Source organism: Bradyrhizobium sp. 23 (genome assembly GCF_023073295.1).
In the GTDB taxonomy this organism is placed as follows: Bacteria; Pseudomonadota; Alphaproteobacteria; order Rhizobiales; family Xanthobacteraceae; genus Bradyrhizobium; species Bradyrhizobium canariense_D.
In genome coordinates, this window is sequence record NZ_JADPJF010000043.1 from 1 (window position 1) to 19,716 (window position 19,716).

21 protein-coding genes and 1 pseudogene are annotated in these 19,716 nt (G+C 63.0%); 11 read left to right on the top strand and 11 right to left on the bottom strand.

Features of this window, described 5'->3' with window-relative positions; all coding sequences use genetic code 11:
- The first annotated feature begins 26 nt into the window (after positions 1 to 26).
- Positions 27 to 824 (top strand): PhzF family phenazine biosynthesis protein, encoded by a 798-nt coding sequence (locus IVB32_RS12330; protein ID WP_247410450.1) that lies wholly within the window; start codon positions 27 to 29, stop codon positions 822 to 824.
- A gap of 242 nt (positions 825 to 1,066) precedes the next feature.
- On the opposite strand, the gene IVB32_RS12335 is transcribed toward IVB32_RS12330, so the two are convergent.
- The 4 genes from IVB32_RS12335 to madL all read right to left on the bottom strand — a co-directional run bounded on the left by IVB32_RS12335 (position 1,067) and on the right by madL (position 3,528).
- Complete coding sequence (locus IVB32_RS12335; protein WP_247360219.1) at positions 1,067 to 1,501, bottom strand: hypothetical protein; 435 nt, start codon at positions 1,499 to 1,501, stop codon at positions 1,067 to 1,069.
- 129 nt (positions 1,502 to 1,630) lie between these two features.
- The gene (locus IVB32_RS12340) at positions 1,631 to 2,332 is read right to left on the bottom strand and encodes a GntR family transcriptional regulator (protein WP_018456509.1); all 702 of its coding nucleotides are present in this window, start codon (positions 2,330 to 2,332) and stop codon (positions 1,631 to 1,633) included.
- Positions 2,333 to 3,097, bottom strand: a complete 765-nt coding sequence (madM, locus tag IVB32_RS12345; protein WP_247298855.1) for a malonate transporter subunit MadM — start codon at positions 3,095 to 3,097, stop codon at positions 2,333 to 2,335.
- Positions 3,094 to 3,528 (bottom strand): malonate transporter subunit MadL, encoded by a 435-nt coding sequence (gene madL / locus IVB32_RS12350; RefSeq protein ID WP_018456507.1) that lies wholly within the window; start codon positions 3,526 to 3,528, stop codon positions 3,094 to 3,096. Before madL ends, madM begins: the two co-directional genes overlap by 4 nt.
- Positions 3,529 to 3,721: 193 nt before the next feature.
- Here madL and mdcA point away from each other — a divergent pair, with 193 nt between their 5' ends.
- The 7 genes from mdcA to IVB32_RS12385 are packed head-to-tail and all read left to right on the top strand — an operon-like array spanning position 3,722 to position 9,733.
- Positions 3,722 to 5,368, top strand: a complete 1,647-nt coding sequence (gene mdcA, locus IVB32_RS12355) for a malonate decarboxylase subunit alpha (protein ID WP_247360220.1) — start codon at positions 3,722 to 3,724, stop codon at positions 5,366 to 5,368.
- 10 nt (positions 5,369 to 5,378) lie between these two features.
- The gene (gene mdcC, locus IVB32_RS12360; protein ID WP_247360221.1) at positions 5,379 to 5,696 is read left to right on the top strand and encodes a malonate decarboxylase acyl carrier protein; all 318 of its coding nucleotides are present in this window, start codon (positions 5,379 to 5,381) and stop codon (positions 5,694 to 5,696) included.
- Complete coding sequence (locus IVB32_RS12365; RefSeq protein WP_247360222.1) at positions 5,693 to 6,607, top strand: biotin-independent malonate decarboxylase subunit beta; 915 nt, start codon at positions 5,693 to 5,695, stop codon at positions 6,605 to 6,607. The genes mdcC and IVB32_RS12365 overlap by 4 nt, the downstream gene beginning before the upstream one ends.
- Positions 6,594 to 7,331 carry a biotin-independent malonate decarboxylase subunit gamma gene (gene mdcE / locus IVB32_RS12370; RefSeq protein ID WP_247360223.1) on the top strand — a complete coding sequence of 246 codons (738 nt, stop codon included), beginning with the start codon at positions 6,594 to 6,596 and terminating at the stop codon, positions 7,329 to 7,331. Before IVB32_RS12365 ends, mdcE begins: the two co-directional genes overlap by 14 nt.
- Entirely contained in the window at positions 7,324 to 7,971 is a 648-nt protein-coding gene (gene mdcG / locus IVB32_RS12375; protein WP_247360224.1) for a malonate decarboxylase holo-[acyl-carrier-protein] synthase, read from the top strand. The genes mdcE and mdcG overlap by 8 nt, the downstream gene beginning before the upstream one ends.
- On the top strand, positions 7,968 to 8,822 hold the full coding sequence (mdcB, locus tag IVB32_RS12380; protein WP_247360225.1) for a triphosphoribosyl-dephospho-CoA synthase MdcB: 855 nt from the start codon (positions 7,968 to 7,970) through the stop codon (positions 8,820 to 8,822). The genes mdcG and mdcB overlap by 4 nt, the downstream gene beginning before the upstream one ends.
- On the top strand, positions 8,816 to 9,733 hold the full coding sequence (locus IVB32_RS12385; RefSeq protein ID WP_247360226.1) for an acyltransferase domain-containing protein: 918 nt from the start codon (positions 8,816 to 8,818) through the stop codon (positions 9,731 to 9,733). Before mdcB ends, IVB32_RS12385 begins: the two co-directional genes overlap by 7 nt.
- 1,168 nt (positions 9,734 to 10,901) lie before the next feature.
- Here the strand turns inward: IVB32_RS12385 and IVB32_RS12390 are convergent.
- Both IVB32_RS12390 and IVB32_RS12395 read right to left on the bottom strand, forming a co-directional pair.
- Positions 10,902 to 11,324 carry a hypothetical protein gene (locus IVB32_RS12390; RefSeq protein WP_247360227.1) on the bottom strand — a complete coding sequence of 141 codons (423 nt, stop codon included), beginning with the start codon at positions 11,322 to 11,324 and terminating at the stop codon, positions 10,902 to 10,904.
- Between the two features lie 18 nt (positions 11,325 to 11,342).
- On the bottom strand, positions 11,343 to 11,564 hold the full coding sequence (locus IVB32_RS12395) for a hypothetical protein (RefSeq protein WP_018457704.1): 222 nt from the start codon (positions 11,562 to 11,564) through the stop codon (positions 11,343 to 11,345).
- A 1,038-nt stretch (positions 11,565 to 12,602) separates the two neighbouring features.
- On the opposite strand from IVB32_RS12395, the pseudogene IVB32_RS12400 reads away from it, so the two are divergent.
- Positions 12,603 to 12,794: pseudogene (locus IVB32_RS12400) on the top strand (hypothetical protein); the annotation flags it as partial.
- Here the strand turns inward: IVB32_RS12400 and IVB32_RS12405 are convergent.
- From IVB32_RS12405 to IVB32_RS12425, 5 genes are all read right to left on the bottom strand, one after another.
- Positions 12,730 to 13,599, bottom strand: a complete 870-nt coding sequence (locus IVB32_RS12405) for an ABC transporter permease (RefSeq protein WP_247360228.1) — start codon at positions 13,597 to 13,599, stop codon at positions 12,730 to 12,732. The pseudogene IVB32_RS12400 and the gene IVB32_RS12405 sit on opposite strands and share 65 nt — an antisense overlap.
- Positions 13,592 to 14,452 carry an ABC transporter ATP-binding protein gene (locus IVB32_RS12410; protein WP_247360230.1) on the bottom strand — a complete coding sequence of 287 codons (861 nt, stop codon included), beginning with the start codon at positions 14,450 to 14,452 and terminating at the stop codon, positions 13,592 to 13,594. Before IVB32_RS12410 ends, IVB32_RS12405 begins: the two co-directional genes overlap by 8 nt.
- Positions 14,449 to 15,507 (bottom strand): ABC transporter substrate-binding protein, encoded by a 1,059-nt coding sequence (locus tag IVB32_RS12415; protein WP_247360231.1) that lies wholly within the window; start codon positions 15,505 to 15,507, stop codon positions 14,449 to 14,451. The genes IVB32_RS12410 and IVB32_RS12415 overlap by 4 nt, the downstream gene beginning before the upstream one ends.
- Before the next feature lie 21 nt (positions 15,508 to 15,528).
- Entirely contained in the window at positions 15,529 to 16,455 is a 927-nt protein-coding gene (locus tag IVB32_RS12420; RefSeq protein WP_247360233.1) for a TauD/TfdA family dioxygenase, read from the bottom strand.
- A 302-nt stretch (positions 16,456 to 16,757) separates the two neighbouring features.
- Positions 16,758 to 18,206: an FAD-dependent oxidoreductase gene (locus IVB32_RS12425; RefSeq protein ID WP_247360235.1), complete on the bottom strand. Its 1,449-nt coding sequence runs from the start codon at positions 18,204 to 18,206 to the stop codon at positions 16,758 to 16,760.
- Between the two features lie 363 nt (positions 18,207 to 18,569).
- On the opposite strand from IVB32_RS12425, the gene IVB32_RS12430 reads away from it, so the two are divergent.
- Complete coding sequence (locus IVB32_RS12430) at positions 18,570 to 19,406, top strand: class I SAM-dependent methyltransferase (RefSeq protein WP_247360237.1); 837 nt, start codon at positions 18,570 to 18,572, stop codon at positions 19,404 to 19,406.
- A 45-nt stretch (positions 19,407 to 19,451) separates the two neighbouring features.
- A partial coding sequence (locus IVB32_RS12435) for an LLM class flavin-dependent oxidoreductase (RefSeq protein WP_247410452.1) occupies positions 19,452 to 19,716 on the top strand: 265 nt, incomplete at its 3' end.

Below are 19,716 nucleotides of genomic sequence, written 5' to 3' on the forward strand. Positions count from 1 at the left end.
CCGACCACCCATGAATCATTGAACAATTGATTCGGGAATCCTATAAATCGCGGCAAAATCAACAATCTGCCAAAGTAGTGCTAGTACTAGAAGACTGGCTGACCAACGAGCTGATGCTTGCGATTGCGCAAGAGAATAATTTGGCCGAAACCGCGTTTGTCAAGGCCCGATCCGATGGGGCGTGGGATCTGCGCTGGTTCGCTCCGGCTCACGAAGTCGATTTCTGCGGCCACGCCACTCTTGCGACAGCGCACGTGCTATTCACTGCAGCCGGAGCCGCCTCGCCTCTTATCTTTCACACCCGGGTCGGCGAATTGCGGGTGGCGCGCAGTTCGCTCGGTTATCGGCTCGACGTTCCGCGTTTGCAGCCAGAGCCGCTGGAGGAGGTTCCTGAAGAAATCAAAGGCATTTTCGAGGCCGCTCCCATCCGGCTCTTCCGCAACTTTGAGAACATCTTTGCCGACCTAGGCAGTGCGGACGCCGTGATTCGCTTCATCCCCGATCTGACCGGTATTGCCCGCCTTGGGACGGTCGGCCTAGTCGTGACCGGGCGGGCATCCGACGGCGGGCGGGCGGATTTCTTCTCACGCTATTTCGCCCCCGGTGCCGGCATTCCTGAGGATCCCGTCACCGGGTCAATCCATGCTACGCTCGTTCCGTACTGGGCCAAGCAATTAGGGCGCGAAAGGCTCACCGCCTATCAGGCATCGGCACGCGGCGGCTGGATCGATTGCGAACTCGCTGCAGACCGGGTGTTTCTAGGTGGCAATGCCGTGACTTTTATGGAGGCCAATATTTCTCTGCCTAGCGATTTCATCAAGTAGTGCGGCCAGCGGCAGATTTGTCCTGAACGCGTGGGGCGGCCGAAGTCGGCCCAGGATCACAGTGGCAGTCACTGCAAGCGCCGCCAACTCCGGTTGTGTGGCCCATCACGACCGTGAGCGCAGCGTTTCATCTGGGCAGCGGAGAACGGGCATGCAGGGATCGCGTTTAAGGCCGGCGTCTCCATCTGCTCGGTCGCGGAGGACAGTCGATCCGCATCGTGCCGGAGTTAGAGAGAGCCGATCTACGGGATCGACAGCTGGATTTTTAGCCACGACAGATAGGCCGCGTGATTGAAGTGATCAGGAGTGCGCTTAAAGCCCCCAAAAGCGGCTTGGCGGCCATACGCAGGTGCAAGGCCGAACTTGGGCGTTTCGCGCAGTTCGTCACGAGCCGCGTCGCCTACGGCGTGAACAAGCCGGTCATGGTCAGCTAGCGCCTGTCGCGCCCATGCAAGAATGTTTTCGCCTCGGCCGAAAACCCATGGAAGCCCGATTGGTGCCGAAGCACGATCGCGACAGCAAAACACCAAAATGCTTCTCAGTCTGCTGGACCCGCCTGAGACAGCGCCGGCTGGCTGATCAGTAATCCCTTTGCCGCCCTGCCAAAATGCCGCTCCCTCGCTAAAACGAGGAGATAGTGCAAATGCTTGATCTGAGGGTTTGTCTTCAATACCCATGTCGCCCCTAAGTAGCTCGAACGGCTGAACTAACCGCAACTCCAACGAACAAGGCTTCTGCCTGAATAGTAGCGCGGAGATCTCACCCGACCAGCGATTACCGAACACGCAAGTAGGGTGATCCTACTGTCACGCTCGACCTTCTCCGCTCGCGCGGTCGTCGATGTAGCGCCGAAGCGCCGCGGCGGCGTTCAACATGTGCGCGCGCATTCGGCGAGCGGCCGTATCGCCATCGCCCTCTGCAATCGCCTGCATGATAGAATCATGCTCGTCCCGGGACTTGCGGATACGATCGCCCTGCCGCAATTGCGTGCGGCGGAAGGCGCTGAGACGCGCACGGACCTCCTGCGCCTGCTCGGCCATGAACGCGTTGTGCGTTGCGCTATAGATGCCTTCGTGGAACAGCCGGTTAAACGCATCGTAGGCATCCACGTCGTTGGCGTCGACCATTGCCAGCGAGCTGTCGTGGAGCTCGATCAGATCGCTGCGCTCCAGCGGTGTCATGCGATAGGTCGCGAGCCTGACGCACATGGCTTCCACCTCTGCGCTGGTCTCAAACATGTCCATGATGCGTTCGGGTGTCATCCGTGCCACGACGAGCCCGCGACGGCCCCGCACCTCGACGAGCCCGCTGACGACAAGCTGCCGGAGGGCTTCCCGCACCGGCGTGCGGGAAGCCCCAAAGCGATCGGCAAGCTGCTGCTCTTCCAGCGCCGAACCGGCAGCCAGCGCACCGGAGGCAATCTCGTCGGTGAGCGCATTACGGATGCGATCGGAGAGAAGGCCGCTATCTTCTTCTGCCTCAGCCGCAACTTTAAACAGACCTGCCATTCAGCTTCCTATGATTGCGCGCACCGTGAAGTAGAGAATGGACGGTGCGACGAGGCATCCCAACCCGGTATGAAACGTTGCTGTTAATGCGCCGTAAGGCACTAGACGCCGATCTGTTGCCGCCAGGCCTCCGGAAACGCCGCTGACCGTACCCATCAAGCCGCCAAACACCATTGCGCTGCGCGGATTATTTAGGCCGATCATCTTCGCAACAAAGGGCGTACCGATCATCACGATCACCGCCTTGAATACACCGGTCGCGATCGACAGCGCAATAACCGGCGAGGAGGCGCCAATCGCCGCTCCCGTGACCGGCCCGACGATGTAGGTGACCGCGCCGGCGCCGATCGTCGTCAGCGATTCGGCGTCAGTGTAGCCAAAGGCTGCGGCGACGAGAACGCCCAGAATGAACGGAACGACCGTCCCCAATCCGAGCGCGACCGCACCGATCAGTCCGGCCTTGCGCGCATGGACGACGTCGACCTCGAAGGCGGTGGCGACGATGGCGAAATCCCGCAGCATCGCGCCTCCCATCAGTCCGATCCCGGTTAGCGCCGGCAGGTCGGCGAGGCCCTTTTCACCGCCGGTGGCGAGGCCTCCGAAAAACGCGAGCAAAAGCCCGAGCATGATCGCGATCGCCGAGGCGTGAATGCGCCCGAAGGTGAGATATTTCGAGATCGCTCCGGAGATCCACATCAGGATGCCCACCGCGGCGAACGCCGTGATCAGCGAGTTTGCGGCAAGAACGTGGGATATCATGGTCATCCGATCCTCCCGGACTTGAAGTGGGGCACATTCGCCTCGATCGCCTCGCGCGCCTCGATCTCGTCCATCGTCTCGACACGGCCGCTGAGTCGACTGATCAAAGCGACCTGGGCGAAACACACCGCCACCGCGCCGATCCCCGCAATGACAACGATGGGACCGCCTTTTGCCGCAGCGACGACGTTCTGCTGCGCGGCCATGGCGACCACGATGGGAATGTAGAAGCTGCCCCAGAACTCGACGCCCGTCTTCAGCCCGTGGCTGAGGAGACCGTGGCGTAGCAGCCAAAGCCGGGCGGCGATCAAGAACATCATCGCGATGCCGACGCCGCCGACATTGGCCTTCACACCGAGGACGACGCCGAGCAGGTCGCCGAGCAGGACCCCGAGCAGCGTGCAGATCGCGAGCAGAGCTACGCCGGAAATGGTCACGGGCGCCTCCCGGCTGTGAGCGGGGCGCTGACCCCCAGAGATCGAAGCTGTGTATGCACTCGCATCGAAAGTTCCCTCCTGTGTATGCGATTGTCTGCCGCTTTGTATCCTGCGTATACATTAATTGACATCGGAAGGCAATACGCATACACTCTGCCTCATGGAAGCCAACCTCGCATGCCAAGGAGCCGAAATGAGTAGTTGGGGTATGCAAAGGGCCGCCCTGGGAGAGCGCTTGGCGGCCGGCCGAAAGCACGCGAAGGGAAAGGTCGTCCCGATCCCGAGCCTGCCCGCATTTTTGAATGCGGTGATCCGGTCAGGAGACCGGGTGTGCCTGGAGGGTGACAATCAGAAGCAGGCTGACATCCTCGCCTCGGCGCTCGCGAACCTTGACCCCGAAGACGTCCGTGACCTCCACATGGTCCAGTCCGGGGTGGTCCTCCCATCCCACCTCGACATCTTCGACAAGGGCATCGCGCGGCGGCTCGACTTCTCCTATTCAGGCCCGCAGTCGGCGCGGATCGCGCGGATGCTATTCGGGCGAAAGATCGAGCTCGGTGCCGTCCATACCTATCTCGAGTTGTTCGCCCGCTACTTCATCGATCTCACGCCGAACGTCGCGTTGATCGCGGCCGTCAGCGCCGACAGGGACGGCAACCTCTATACGGGGCCAAATACCGAGGACACTCCGACCGTCGTCGAGGCGACGAGCTACAAGAACGGCCTCGTCGTGGCGCAGGTCACGGAGATCGTCGACAAGGTGCCCCGCGTCGACATTCCCGGCGACCTCGTGCATTTCGTGGTCGAAGCCGGGCGCCCCTTCTATGTCGAGCCGCTCTTCACCCGCGATCCCGCCGCCATCACCGAGACCCAGATCCTGACGGCGATGCTCGCCATCAAGGGCATCTATGCGCCCTACGGCGTGCGCCGGCTCAATCACGGCATCGGCTTCAACACCGCCGCAATCGAGCTCTTGCTGCCGACTTACGGCGAGAAGCTCGGCCTCAAGGGCAAGGTCTGCACCCATTTCGCGCTCAACCCGCATCCCACGATGATTCCGGCGATCGAATCCGGCTGGGTCGAGCAGATCCACTGCTTCGGATCGGAGGTCGGCATGGAGGATTATGTTGCGGCGCGCTCCGATATCTTCTTCACGGGTCCCGACGGCTCGCTGCGATCCAACCGCGCCTTCTGCCAGACGGCGGGCCTCTATGCCTGCGACATGTTCATCGGATCGACGTTGCAGATCGACCTCGAAGGCCACAGCTCGACGGTGACGACGAGCCGCATCGCGGGATTCGGCGGCGCGCCCAACATGGGCTCCGATCCGCGCGGGCGCCGTCACCCGAGCGAACCCTGGCTCAAAGCGGGTGCCGAGGCCGACCCCGCCTCCAATGCTGCCCTGCGCCGAGGCCGCAAGCTCGTGGTGCAGATCGGTGAGACATTCGGTGACGGCAATGCCCCGCTCTTCGTCGAGCAACTCGATGCGCTAGAGCTGGCGCGCAAGCTCGACCTCGATCTGGCACCGGTGATGGTCTACTCCGACGACGTCACCCACATCGTCACCGAGGAAGGCATCGCCAACCTGCTGATGTGCCGCAGCAAGGACGAGCGCGAGCAGGCGATCCGCGGCGTTGCCGGCTACACCGACATCGGGCGCGCGCGTGACGCGAAGCTCGTCGAGCAGCTCAGGCAGCGCGGCGTGATCCGGCGCCCCGAGGATCTCGGCATCGATCCGCTTGACGCCGACCGGCGCCTGCTGGCGGCCCGTTCGATCAAGGATCTCATGCTGGCCTCCGGCGGTCTCTACCGCCCGCCCAGCCGCTTCCGCAACTGGTGAGGAGTTTCGCATGGAAAAGCTCAGCTTCAGACTGACTGCACCGAACCGCGCCGGCGGCACCCGCGCGCAGGCGATCGTCGGCGTGGTCGCCTCCGGCAATCTCGAAGTGCTGCTGGAACGGACCTCGCCGGCCGACAGCTGCACGATCGACATCGCAACCGCAGCTCACGGCTTTGGCTCCGTGTGGGACGCTGTGGTCCGCGATTTCGTCGCCCGCCGCTCTGCCGGGGGCTTGCGCATCTCCATCAATGACGGCGGAGCCCGACCTGACACGGTCGCGCTGCGCCTCGCGCAAGGCATCCGCAAGATCGAGGAGCCGGAACGATGACGGTGGCCACAGCCAATACGGTTTCGCTGAGCTGGTATGAGGCGAGCGCCCGGCAACGCATAGAAGCGCTGGTCGATGCCGGCAGCTTTGCTGAATTCATCGGTCCCGAGCAGCGCGAGATGAGCCCGCATCTGGCGATCTTCGACCTGCCGGAGCAGTTCGACGACGGCATCGTCATCGGCCGCGGTCGCCTGGATGGCTCGCCGGTGTTCGTCGCCGCACAGGAAGGACGCTTCATGGGCGGCGCCTTCGGTGAGGTCCACGGCGCCAAGCTCACCGGCCTCCTGCGCGCAGCTCGCACGCTCAAGCAAGATCTGCTGATCCTGTTCGACACCGGCGGCGTGCGGCTCCAGGAGGCCAATGCCGGCGAGCTTGCGATCGCCGAGATCATGCGCGCGATCATCGAGGCACGCCGCGCCGGCATCCACGTCGTCGGCCTGATCGGGGGGCGCGCCGGCTGCTATGGCGGCGGCAGCCTGATCGCGGGCACCTGCTCGCGGCTGATCATCTCCGAACAGGGGCGGCTCAGCGTCAGCGGCCCCGAGGTGATCGAAACCAACAAGGGGATCGAGGAATTCGACTCGCGCGACCGCGCGCTGGTCTGGCGCACGATGGGCGGCAAGCACCGCTATCTCATCGGCGGTGCCGATATCTTCGTCGACGACGAAGCGACGGCGTTTCGCGAGGCGGCCATTGACGCGATCAAAATAGCCAGACGATGCGACGCCGAGATTCTCGAGGCCGAGCAGAAGCGCCTCGAACGACGGCTGCAGCGCTTTGGCGAGGCTGAGGACGCCGTCGATATCTGGGAGACGCTCGGCATCGGGCAGCCGACCGAGATTCCCGCACTTCCGACCGGCGCATTTCTTCGCGCGGCAGCCAACAGGGAGAATGCCGATGACGCTCGATGACATCCTGGCCGGCCTATTCCCGAACGGCCACAAGATCAAAACGACCGGCGCGATGATCGCGGGGGAGGCGACGCTGCCTGACGGCGGACCAATCCACGTGCTCGGCATCACGCAGGGGCAGCCGCTCGGCGTGGACGAAGCCATCGTGCTCGCGGGGCGGCTGGTCGAGATCGTCCAAACGAAGGACCGTGCGCCGATCCTGTTCCTGGTGGATTCCGCCAGCCAGCGCATGAGCAAGCGCGACGAACTGCTGGGCCTCAGCGAATATCTGTCGCATCTCGCCAAGGCCCTGCTGCTGGCGGAAGCCGAAGGACACCGCACCGTCGGCCTGCTCTATGGCGGCAGCGCCGCCGGCGCATTCATCGCCACCGCGCTTGCCGCCGGCACGCTGGTGGCGCTGCCCGGCGCGCATCCCGCGGTGATGGATCTGCCGTCGATGGCCCGGGTCACCAAGCTTCCGATCGACGTCTTGAAAGCCAAGGCCGAAGCCACGCCGGTGTTCGCGCCCGGGCTCGACAACATGGTGCAGACCGGCGGCATTCACGCCGTCTGGGATGAACATGCGCCGCTGGCGCCGCAGCTTGCGGCCGTGCTGCAACGACCGCACGGACAGGATGATCGCGGCCAGATCGGTGCCCAACGTGGCGGCCGGCGGAAAGCGGCCGAACTTGCCGAGCGCGTTGTCGTCTCAGCCACTTCACATCAAGGAGCGCCAAATGGGTGAAGCTCTCGCGCGCCACAGCATGGTCAAGGTCACAGCCGCCGGCTGGACGGCCGTGATGAAGCGTTATCCGGAACTCGCCCGCGAGCCGATCGTCGCAGGCTGGGTGCACGTCGGCCGTCCCCTCGTCGTTCGCCGACCGGCTTGCAGCGATACTGCAGGCCTCGTTCCGCTCGGACTGCCGCTGCCGCCGAGCCATGGTAAACGTCGTATTGCGGTCTCGCTGGCCGCAGCCGATATCGTCGCGTTCGCTCAGCCTCCGTTGCTGGCCGACGCCGCGGCCGCGGCGCCGCCCGCTTGGCGCGAGACGATCGAGAAACTGGTCCAACTCCTGCCGGAGACCCGCGCCTATGGCAGCCTTGCGTGGCAGCACCTTACCGGCCTGCCCTATCTTTCGGAAGGCTCGGACCTCGATCTGCTGTGGCCTCTCTCGTCGGCCGACAAGACAGGAATTCTGTTGTCCGACATCGCGCGGATCGCAAGGCAGTCGCCGATGCGGCTGGACGGTGAGATCACAGGTCCCGCCGGCGGGGTTCAATGGCGCGAACTGACCGGCACTGACGAAGACGAAGTGCTTGTGAAGAGCCCGGCAGGAGTGACCACCACGACTCGCGCGGCCTTCCTCACAGGTCATGTCTCATGACCATTGCGCTCAGATGGCAATCACAGCCGGGCGGCGCGCTTGATGCCGAGCAGCTCGGTCATCTTGCTTCGCTATGCCTGAAGCTGGAAGTAAAAACCTATCCGAAGCCCGGGCTTGTCAGCCATGTCGACAACGGTGCGCATCGCGACATGGACGCCGGGCTGTTGTGCCTGAGCGCTGAGACCTTGATGCCTTTCTTCAGCGATCTCGCCCTCGCGGGCGCCGCAGGTGCGGGCATGAACCGGCTGCGCGCCATCGGGGTTGCCGCGGAGCGCGCGATGATGGCTGCGACCTCCGGCGTCAACACCCATCGCGGCGCGATTTTCGGACTGGGCCTGCTCTGCGCCGCGGCCGGCTATCGGAGTGCCGTCGGCATTCGCAAATCTCTTGGCCGGCTGGTTTCGGAGCGTTGGGGCGAGGACATCCTATCTGGCCCGGTATCGCTGCGCAGCCACGGCGCTGTGGCCGCGCGGCGCTATGGCGCCGGGGGCGCCAGAGGGGAAGCCGCCGACGGATTCCCGTCTGTCTACGACATCGCCCTACCCGCGCTGCAGGCAGCGCGCGAGCTTGCGCCTCATGACGAGGAAGCCGCTCGCGTTCAGACGTGCATGAGCTTGATTAGTAGCGTCACCGACACCAACCTCCTGCATCGAGGCGGGCCGGAGGGACTGTGCTTCGCGCAAGCCAGCGCGTCAGCGTTCCTTGCCGCCGGCGGTGTTGGATCGCCGGAATGGCGCAGGCGTGCCGCCGACATCCACCAAGCGTTCCTGACCCGCAATCTCAGTCCCGGCGGCTCCGCAGACCTGCTGGCCATGGCGCTATTCGTCGATCGGATAGATCGCGGATGTTAGCACTGCTCTGCGGCGGACAAGGTGCGCTTTCGGACAAGATCTTTGATCTTGTCGCGCACCAGCCTGCCGCGGAGTCAATCTTCACGGCGGCGGCGGCTTGGCTCGGTGAGGACCCGCGAGAATTCGTTCGGACGCGCAGCCCCGAGCAACTGTCCGAGAATTATGCCAGCCAGATCCTGACCGTCACATCGGCTCTCGCGACCCACGCCTGCATCGCTGACCTGTTGACCGAAGAGACCGCTGTCACCGGGTATAGCGTCGGCGAGATGGCGGCCTGGAGTATCGCGGGAATCTGGACTGCCGAAGAAGCGTTGCGGCTTACCAATATTCGTGCCCGGCTGATGGAGAACGCAGCGGGGCCCACCGGTCGCCTGGGTTACATCCGCGGGCTCGACCGGGCTACGATTGAACCTCTCCTTGCAAAACACCGCTGCGAGATCGCGATCAGGAATCCGGACCTTCTTTTCGTGATCGGAGGCGTGGAGCGGGAGGTCATTGCGCTCTGCGACGAGGCTGCCCGGAAAGGAGCGCGAACGGGGCTTCTGGCCGTCAAAATCGCGTCGCATACGACAAGGCTCGCGCAGGCCTGCCGACCTCTGCAACAGGCACTCGATGTCAACAGGGACGCGGCCGTCGCAAACCATCGCGTCTTACTTGCCGGCGGTGACGGCGAACGCATCTTCTCGGTCGCGGGCGCGACGGTGAAGCTGGCAAACCAGGTCGCCCATCCTATTGATTGGGCGGCAACCCTGGACGCGCTTACAGAGCTGGGCGTCACCGAGGTACTAGACCTCGGGCCCGGACACGCGCTGGCGGAGATGATGCTAGCATCTCAGCCGGACATGCGCTGCTACGCCGCCGACGGCTTTCGCACGATCGAGGGCCTACGTAACTGGGTTGCTGCCGTATAGCAGGAGATCCGGAAGCGAGCCACGCTCGCGTGCGTTGCAAAGCAGGTCGGATCCACATGGGCCCGAACAGGACTACCAACCGATCGTCGCACGGGTACGGTACCTCCGACAGAAGATCCTGGTTGTTTTCTGCCCACCTCATCGCCTCAGCCCCCAGAGCACGATGCAAGAGCTGGCCAGCCTCAGGATGCCGACCCACACGAAGCCGGTCGTCACCAGCATCACTTGCCAGGCCGGCGCACCTCGACCCGCGGCTGTGATGGGTGAGAGTGCGGCTGTGCCGGTCACAGCGGCGAGCGTTGTCGTCGCCCAATTGCGTTATGTCCCCGCCACCAACGCTGCGAACGTGCCGCGCTCAAGCGCGGCGGATAGTCGAACCTGCGTCCAACAGCACCCCAGCCCCAAAGGAAAGTCCCGTTCCTGACGCCCTAGAGGTGCGCCGCAAGCCCACCCTCCTGTTCGAGAAGCTTTGTTCGGCAAGCCGGTCAGCAACCCCAATAGGAACAGAACCATCCCGTGCCACAGCAGCCAACGTCCGATTGTCTGCAGGCTTCGCCGTCTGCGATTTCGGGTTCCGGCATTCAACCTGCAGCCCCGACATCAAGCTTAATTCGCGACTTAGGTTGACCCGGCCTCCGGCGACGCTAGGCTGAACACAGGACATTGCCCCCGTCCGGGTCCATCAATGGCGAAGTCGGCGCGCCGTCACATTCGGCGCGTCGGTTTCGCGTTTTTGCTACGGATAGCGCGAGCCCCGGTTTGACGAATGATCCGGATGATCACCCGCTCGATTTAGTCGAGACACGAGGAGAGATCACGGCGTTGCGCTCGCAAGACTCTGACAATCGTCTCGTCACATCGCGATTGAACCGCTTCCTCGTCGAGATTCTTAGAGCCAAAAGATGCGGCGCACACTCGACATCTTCAGTCTGAATCCGCTCGGATGCTGCGAGCTGTCGAGGAAATGGTCTCACGCGGCCGATCCACGAAGCGGCCGAACGTAGTTAGGCCGCGGTTCAAGTAACACTAACGCACGGACGATCTTGCGTCGATCGGGCCCAGCGCCCATGCTGGATGCAGTCGCGAAGTGGTCCGCGTCTCGCGTAACGGCGCCTTCGCGGCGAGGGGTCGCCGCCGTCACAAGCGACGGCCCCGCCCATGATCAGCTCTAGTGACCGCGCCGCACTGCTCGGGGCACAAACGGCAGTCTCGGAGAAAACGACTTCGCGATCGCGAGAACTGCGGCTTCGTCAGTTTCGAGTGCGATCTTCTGGGCGAGCATCACATCGCCAACTGCCAACGCCCGTTCGGGGAGGAAGCACCACCCCACCTTAGGCTCCAACTGTTCATCCAGCTCCAAAACATTACTCATCGTGCCCTGATAAATTCGGTATCGACGGCCAGTAAGAGAACCAGCGACTTCAAAAAAGCCATTGGCATCAAATTGCGCGCGCTGTTCTGGAGATAGCCATTCCCGCAAAAGACGACGTGCACGCGCTTCCGGGCCATTGTGCTCGTTGAAGCTCCGATAGAGGGCACGCAGGGCACGCAGACGCGCGCCCTGGGCGACGTTACGTCCGAACAAAAACATCTTTGATGCTGGACGGTTCTACCCGCCGACTAAGTGCGGATAGAACAGCGTTTCCTCCGCTGTTGGATCAAATGACCGTATCAGCTTGAGATCGCCGGCCGGCGTCCGAGTGGCAGCGGTAAATCCCTGGGCGGTGAACTTCTTGAAGCGCCGCTCAGCCTCGGCGAGCCCCTTCGGGTCCTCTCGCTCAAAAAAATGTCTGCTGTCGCCTGTGCTGTCCATTACGATCTGGGTAGCCATGGAAGAGAACTCCGCGATGCCTAGCCTCTGATGAAGAACAAACCTCGCCCCTGTGAATAGTGTTCCTGCTCTCGGGAAATTTCGTTCTGCCGTCTTTATAATCGGGATCGTCTGGCTCGCTGAAATCAATGAGAACCTGATCCGCCGCGACCTGAGGGCGGCACAACTGGCGAAGCTGGTCGGAAAGCGGAAGCCGGCTTATGAGGCGGTGCATCCGAGACGAAGAAGGGCGGCGACCGCAGATCAATCCGCCAAATTGGCGGTACGGGCAGCTTCGCAAGGGACACGTCAGAAAAGAGCGGGACACCGCTTCGTACGGTCGAACGGATAGTACGCGCACTCGGAAGCTAGGTCCCGATCTCGGACCATGTTTCAACAAGTTGCGTACCAACCGTCAGGAAATGGAACGAGGAGCGAGGGGCCGTCCTCGTTGTTATCGTTTGCAGCTTCGGGCCTGCCGGTTGCTAGAGGCTCGGCGGCGAGCTCTTCCACCTCAACGGCACTCGCCGCGTGACGCCCGGCGCACCTTAAATCGCTTTGCATGAACAAAACTCCCCACCGGGGTACGATCAAATATGGAGCGTCTTCAAAGATTTCGATCAAAGGGTTACGACGATAAAATATCAGGTCTCCTTCCCAAGCGATAGGAGCGCGACCCTGTCCTTTCCGCATCCTTATCGTGCAGCGCCATCGGCGTTGCAGTGCAGCCAAGAGTCGCCCCTCATCGTTTGAGCAATGGGCGCTAGTCGCAACGGCGAAGCTCGCTCGCCACAGTCACGTCCATCTCAGACAGCGCACACACAATGTGGAAAGCCGCCCCCGTGATGCTTTGCGGCGGGAGGTGATCGGCCGTCACGACGTCGTCATGGAGCAGCTCGTAAGGTCATCTTCGTTCTCGAGCCCACTGTTTCGCGAGCACGTAGCACTTTTGTGCCTAGGCAGAACCGGGGCGCGTCTGCATGTCGTTCTCCTCAACCGCCTCAGCATTGCGCTCGACAGCCTGTGCGACCAGGTCCATCGCGCCGCGCTCTTCATCGGGCGAGCGCGACCCTCCTCGTCCGGATCACGATCGGCCGCGGCTCGACGATTGGGGGCAACGTCTGGGTGACCGAAGATGCGCCGCCAAACAGCTTCGTGACGCAGGCTACGGCCCGCAACAACGGGGCTAGGCCGCTACGGGCGCCTTCCAGCGCATCAAGCGACGTTCCAGCGCCTCGAGGATCGCGTTGAAGACGAGGCCGATCACGGTGATGCCGAGGATGCCGAAATACATCTGCGGGATCAGGAAACTGTACTGGCTGTTGATGATGAGATAGCCGAGCCCGGACTTGGCACCGACCATCTCGGAAGCGACCAACACCAGCATCGCGGAAGCGCTTGCCAGCCGAATGCCGACGAAGATGGTTGGCAGCGACGCCGGCAGGATCACCTTGCGGAACAATTGGCTTGGCGTCGCGCCCATCGTCCGCGCCGACTTGACCAGCAGCGGATCGACCTGCCGCACGGCCGCGATGGTGTTGAGCAGCAGCGGCCAGGCGCAGCTATAGACCACCATCGTGACCTTCGAGAGCTCGCCGATACCGAGCAAAAGGATGAACACCGGCAGCAGCGCCAGCGGCGCCGTGTTGCGCGCGATCTCGATGGTCTGGTTCAGCAGATCGCCAAGCCGGGCGTACCAGCCCGTGAGCAGGCCAAGCGGCACCATCAGAACGACCGCAATCAGGAATCCGCTCAGCGCCCGCAGCAGGCTTGCGCCGACGTCCTCATAGAGTTCACCGCTCTGCGCGAGCTGCCAACCCGCGGCGATCACCTCGGAGAACGGCGGCAGGAACGTCACGTCGATCAGACCCAACCGCGGCGCCGTCTCCCAGACGGTCAGGAACAGCAGCAGCAGCAGCGATCGCTGCCCGATGGCACCGAACCATCGCGCGAAGTCGCCCGGCGCCGCGGTACGCGCGCCGGCGCGTCGTGCGGCTCGGTCCTTCGGACTTCCCTCGGCCAGCTCCAGCAGCGTCAGCACCTCCAGATTAGACATGAGCCAATTCCTTCGGCTTTGCGACGCCCTCGCCGTCCGCTGCGGGGCCCTGAGCTCCTTGCGCCTTCAACACCTCGTCGCGCAGCAAGGACCAGACCTCATGCCGCACACGCCCGAACTGATGCAACGAGCGGACGTCCTCGGTTTCGCTATGCAGTTCGTCGGGAATATCGACGATCTGCTTGATGCGGCCGGGACGCGAAGTCATCACCGCCACGCGCTGGCCGAGGACGACGGCTTCGTCGATGCCATGCGTGATGAACAGGATGGTCTTTCCGGTGCTGCGCCAGATCCGCAACAGCTCGCCTTGCAGCGTCTCGCGCGTCTGCGCGTCGAGCGCCGCGAACGGCTCGTCCATCAGCAGCACCCCGGGATCGTAGGCCAGGCTTCGCGCGATCGCGACGCGCTGCTTCATGCCGCCCGAGAGCTCGTGCGGATAGCGGTCGGCAAAGCCGGACAGCCCGACCAGATCGAGATAGTGCAGCGCCTTCTCCCGCCGTGCCCTGGCCTTCAGGCCGGCGATGTCGAGTCCGAACTCAACATTCTGCGCGGCCGTCCGCCAAGGAAACAGCGCGTATTGCTGGAACACGATGCCGCGGTCGCGCGCCGGCCCGTTGATGGCCTTGCCGTCGAGCAGGATCCGCCCGCTGCTCGGCAGCGAAAGGCCGCCGAGCAGGTCCAGCAAGGTCGACTTGCCGCAGCCGCTCGGCCCGACCAGCGCAAGGAACTCGCCGGGCCGGACATCCAGCGTGATGTCGTCCAGCGCGGTGAAGCGTTGCGCCGGCCCGCCATCCTTGCCGCGGACCAGGAAGTCCTTCCGGACATGCTCGAATCTGATCTTGGTCGTAGTCATTTCGCCTCCGCGGTCTTGCCGGGGCGGAAATAGTTGAACTCGTTGGTGTAGAGATCAGACGGCTTGAGCTGGTCCGGCTTCAAGAGACCATCCTTGACCAGCCAGTCGACCCACACCTGCAGCTCGGCATCGCCGATCACGCCGCCCTTGGTCGCAACACCCGTGCTCTTCCAGTACTTGATCGGTGTGGCGTCCTCGTTCCGCTTGCGATCGGCGATGATGCGCTCGAAACGGGCGCGAACTTCCTCCGGCGGCGTCGTCTGCGCCCAGGCGATGGCACGCGACACGCCCTCGACCAGCCTGCGCGAGGTGTTGGGATTGTCCTTGATGAACTTGTCCCTCAGCACGTAGGACCCGCCGGTGAAGTTTCCGAAGATGTCGGTATCGGCAAACAGCCTGCGGATGCCGCCGCGTTCGAGCGCCTTGTCGCGCAACACGCCGTTGAGCGTGGCCACCTCGACCTGTCCCTGCCGCAACACCTGCTCGCCGGTGACGGGCGGGATCGCGACCAGCGTCACCTGCTTCGCATCCGCCGGCGTAAGGCCGTTACGAGCCAAGTATTCGCGCAGCACGAATTCGAGATGTGCTCCGAGCGTGTTGACCGCGACCTTCTTGCCGATCAGGTCCCGCGCGGTCTTGATCGGGCTGTCATCCTTCACGTAATAGCCGTTGTAGGTGTTGTCGTCCGAGCCGTAATAGCCGACCACCGCCTTGATCGGCGCCTTGGCCGCGATCAGCTTGATGATCGCGCCATAGAACGCGCCGCCGATGTCGATATCGCCGGTCACCACCGTCTGGATGTCCTGCGGACCGCTGATGGTGTTGCCGATCCATTTCAGCTTGAGCGGCGCGAGATAGCCGAGGTCATCGGCCAGCTCGATAAACGTGACTTGGCCGGCCCAGCCTTGATAGCGGACCTCGGTCCTTTCGAGCTGCGGCTCGGCCATGGCGCTGCCGACGAGCCCTATCAGCCCGAGGGCGGCGAGGCCAAGTTGCCACCCTCTTGCACGCAGACCGGCAACCAGGCGACGCAACGCAGAGATAGCGATTTCCATTGTATTCACTCCTCGCTCGTTTCAGGCGGCCTTCGCCTGTGGCTTGGTCGACTTGACGCGGGTGACGCTGTTGCGGCCGTCGATGCTGACCGGCACTTCGCCGTCGATGGTGGCGCGCCGGACGACGCGGTGCTGGTCGCCGTAATCGTTGACCGCGTAGTGCTGGGTAGCGCGATTGTCCCAGATCACCACATCACCCTGCTGCCAGCTCCAGCGCACCGTATTCTCGGGCGCAGTGATGTGGGACTGGAACAGGTCGAATAGCTTCTGGCTGTCATATTTCGACAGGCCGACGAAGCGCTGGACGAAATTGCCAAGCACCAGCGTCCGTTCTCCGGTCTCGGGATGGACGCGAACGACGGGATGCTCGGTCTCGTAGATCGTGCCGGTGAAGACCTCCTCGAAGTGCTTCCTGTCGGCCTCGCTCGCGCGGGTCTTGACGGCGTAGTCATAGGCGTTGCTGTGCACCGCCCAGAGCTCGTCCGCGAGCTTGCGCAGCGGCGCCGGCAGATCGAGATAGGATGCCGCGGTGTTTGACCAGATCGTATCGCCGCCGAACTCGGGGATCACGACGCCGCGCAGCACGGAGATCTTCGGATAGGCGTCGACGAAGGTAACATCGGTGTGCCACTGGTCGGCGCGGCCGCCGCCGCGTCCGGAATCGAGTTCCAGGATCGACGCCGTTCCCTTGGTCGCGCCGACCGTCGGGTGCGGAACCAGTTTGCCGAGCCTCACGGCAAAACTCTCCTGCCCCGCGTCGTCGAGATGGTCCTGGTCGCGGAAGAAGACGACCTTGTGCTCGAGCAGAACCTGGTTGATCGCCGCGATCGTCCGGTCCCGGAGATCGCCCGAGAGCTTGATGTTCCTGATCTCCGCGCCGATACGTGCCGACCGCTTGACGATATCCGCGCGCGGAATGACGTTGTCGATGGTGATTGCGTCCGTCATGTCATTTTCCCCAAAATCGCGATCCCGTTTGGACAAGGCTCCGCCGTTCGCCGATCGCTGATGCGATGGCGGAGTAAATACACAGCTGATGGTCGTGATCGATCCTCTTGCAGTATCGCCGTCTGCTCTGGCGGCAATCGGGTCCGGCGGGATCTTCCCCGAGAGACGGCATCAATGCAGCCTCTCGCTCAGTCACAGGATGCTAACTCAAGACTTTCGGAAATAGCTTCCAAAGTTGGACGAAGGTGGAAAATAGTTGCACGCACCCGCACGACGTATCCGATTGATATCTGCGCTTTCTGCTATTCAGCCGCGACGACGCTCTGCGTGCGCCACACCGCAGGCGCATAAAGTGCAGGTTCGAAATCGTCGGCGATCGGCGCATTGATGCGGGCCTCATGCGAGGCAAGATCGTCCAGAAAGAGATCCCTGCTGATTTGCGCGACGACGGCCGGGATATCACGCTTGAAGCTCGGGACGTCTCCAATTGGCAAGCCGAAGCTCACGAACGCCGCAGGGTTGAAGACGTGGATGTTACGGAGATAAGGAGCGCGGCCGGGTGCCTTCTCGAGGAATTCGTGCCCCGACCCGAGATAGGGATGTGCGCCTAGGGTCTCGTCCTGCTCGTCCGCAGAAGGCGAAAAGCGGTCGCGCCACAACAGGATGTTATCGGAGAAGGCTGCCAGCTCCGGTGTTTTTGCGAGATCGACCCGATAACCCGTACCGGCGATCACGAAATCGAATGCGATATCGCCATGCGGCGTGGTCGCAAGCAGCCGCCGCCCGAACGGCTTGGCCGACGTCCACGGCGCCGCCAGACGAAGGTGGAAATTCGGGAACTTGACGGCGCGCGCGACCGCATCAGGCGGTGGCGTGGATCCGGCACGGCGGAAGCGGATGGCCTGGTGCCAGCGAAGAGCATCCGGCAACGATCCGTAATTGTCGTAAGCTCCCGGATAGCCGCGCGTCCTGATCACCGGCTCCGAGGCAAGCCTGTCGCGCCGCGCGAAGAGATGCACCTCCCTCGCCCCGGCTTCGAGCGCCACCGCCGCCGCGTCGAATGCGGAGGCCGCGCTGCCCAACACCGCGACTGACCTGTCGCGCAGCTTCTCGAAATCGATCGCTTCCAGCGTATGAGCGTAAAGCTCTTTTGGCAGATTGCGCGAGAGCACGTCGGGGACGGACGGACCGCCGTTACTGGGGAAGCCACTGGCAAGAATGATCTTGCGGGCCGTTTCAGTTCGCGCTTCGCCGGCCAGGTCGAGATGAAGCCGCAGATGGTCAGCGGCCGGCTCGACACGGAGAAGCCGCGTCCGGTAGCGTACGTTGATGCGAAGCGTGCTGCGATACCAGTCGAGGTAGGCGGCCCAATCCACCCGGGCAATGCGATCGATCGCTTCATACGCGGCGGCGCCGTGGCGGGCTTCATACCAGGCCTGGAAACTCAGCCCTGTCAAACCGGGTTCGGGCCCAGGCAACCCTTTCGGCGTACGCAGCTTGTTCATGCGCGCGCTGCTCAACCAGGGGCCGGACGAAGCAGCGTCGCCGGCGGCATCGATCAGGGTGACCTTGCCGATGCCGGCACGACGCAACGCAAAGGCGAACGCGCTTCCGGATTGCCCGCCGCCGATGATGGCGACGTTGTGATCGATCCCCTGACGGTCAGGGATCCAGTTCTGCGGATCGGGTCCAATCAGGCGCAAGGTCTCGCGCGCCGCAGTGTCGACATCGGGACTGAAACATATTCGCACCTCGATTTTTCAGCATCAAATGCGGTCAAATCGTAGAAGCGAACGATACTCAGTCAATGAAATGGAATCGGCTTTGTTTTTCAACCCGCACAACGAACCCATCGCCGGGCTACGGCGTGTTGAAAGATTTGCGTAGCGTCGTGGAGCGAGCCAGAGACCGGGGCGAGACGCTCGGCATGCGCGGGCATCCAATTGGCACGATCAGTTTGCAACATCATCTCTTCCAGGGATGCGCGCCGCTAGATTCATGCTCGCATCACACCGAACAACGCAAATCAATTTCATCGACATTCCTCGTTCCGACAACATAAACTTCGTCCAATCAAGCCGTCTCGTCGGCCCGTTGGAGATTTGAGAAGCACGATGTCGATCCCCGGCGTCATCAGCCTTGAACGAGACACACCCGAGCTTGCTCGGACCTATGAGCAGGCCGGCATCCTCCAGTTTCATCACGGTAAATTCCTCGTCGGCCCGCTCGCATTGAAGGCCGGGAATCACGTGCTCGATATCGGTGCCGGTACGGGCCGCCTTACCGAATTCGTCGCAGAACTTGTCGGCCCTGACGGCCGTGTGACCGGCATCGATCCTCTCGAGAACCGTATTGCCATCGCGCGTCTCCGCGCGTCGAAGACGCTGGCATTCGCGGTCGGCCGCGCCGAAGACCTTTCGCGCTTTGAACCTGCGGACTTCGACGCCGTCTATCTCAACAGCGTGTTCCATTGGATCGCGGACAAGCGGCGAGCCCTGCACGAAATTCACCGCGTTCTCAAGCCGGGCGGCCGGATCGGGTTGAACGTTCAGGACCCGACCAAACCTCACGAGTCCCGCACCTTGCTTCGGCAGGCGATCGAACAGGCTGGGTTCGCCGAGAGGAGTAGTGAAGCGCACCGGGTGCTCGGAGCCACTGACGACGAGCTCAAAATGCTCTTCGTTGAGGCCGGTCTCGTCGATTACCGAAGCGACCTGCGTTCACTGGTCGATTTGCATGACGACGTGAGTTCGGCGCTCGGATGGTCCGAGGCTAGCGCATTCGGTAACTTCCTCGGCGGCTTTTCCACAGCGGAACGGGAAGCGATCGAGCGCGCCTTTGCTGGCTTGGTCGAGGCGAAGCGCACCCCGGAGGGCCTCCGCCTGGAGCGATATCTGCGCTTCGCGTTCGCTCGAAAGCCGGAGCCACGGGATTCCTCTCCGGGTCTTTAATCGTTCAAGTCTCACCATTGGCCATCGCATCGGGACAAACGAACCATGAGCAACCAACGCCAGCTTGTTCTCAATCTCTTCATCTATCCGGGCGGCCATCACGAAGCCGCGTGGCGCTATAAGGGATCTGAACCGGACCGCATCCTCGACATCACCCATTATCAGGAGCTGGCGCAACGGGCCGAAGCGAGCAAATTCGACGCCATCTTCTTTGCCGACGGGCCGGCGCTGGCCGACAACGTTCGGTACGCCCAGCGCCTTCGTTTCGAACCAATCACCTGGCTCGCAGCGATTGCCGCCGTCACGAGCC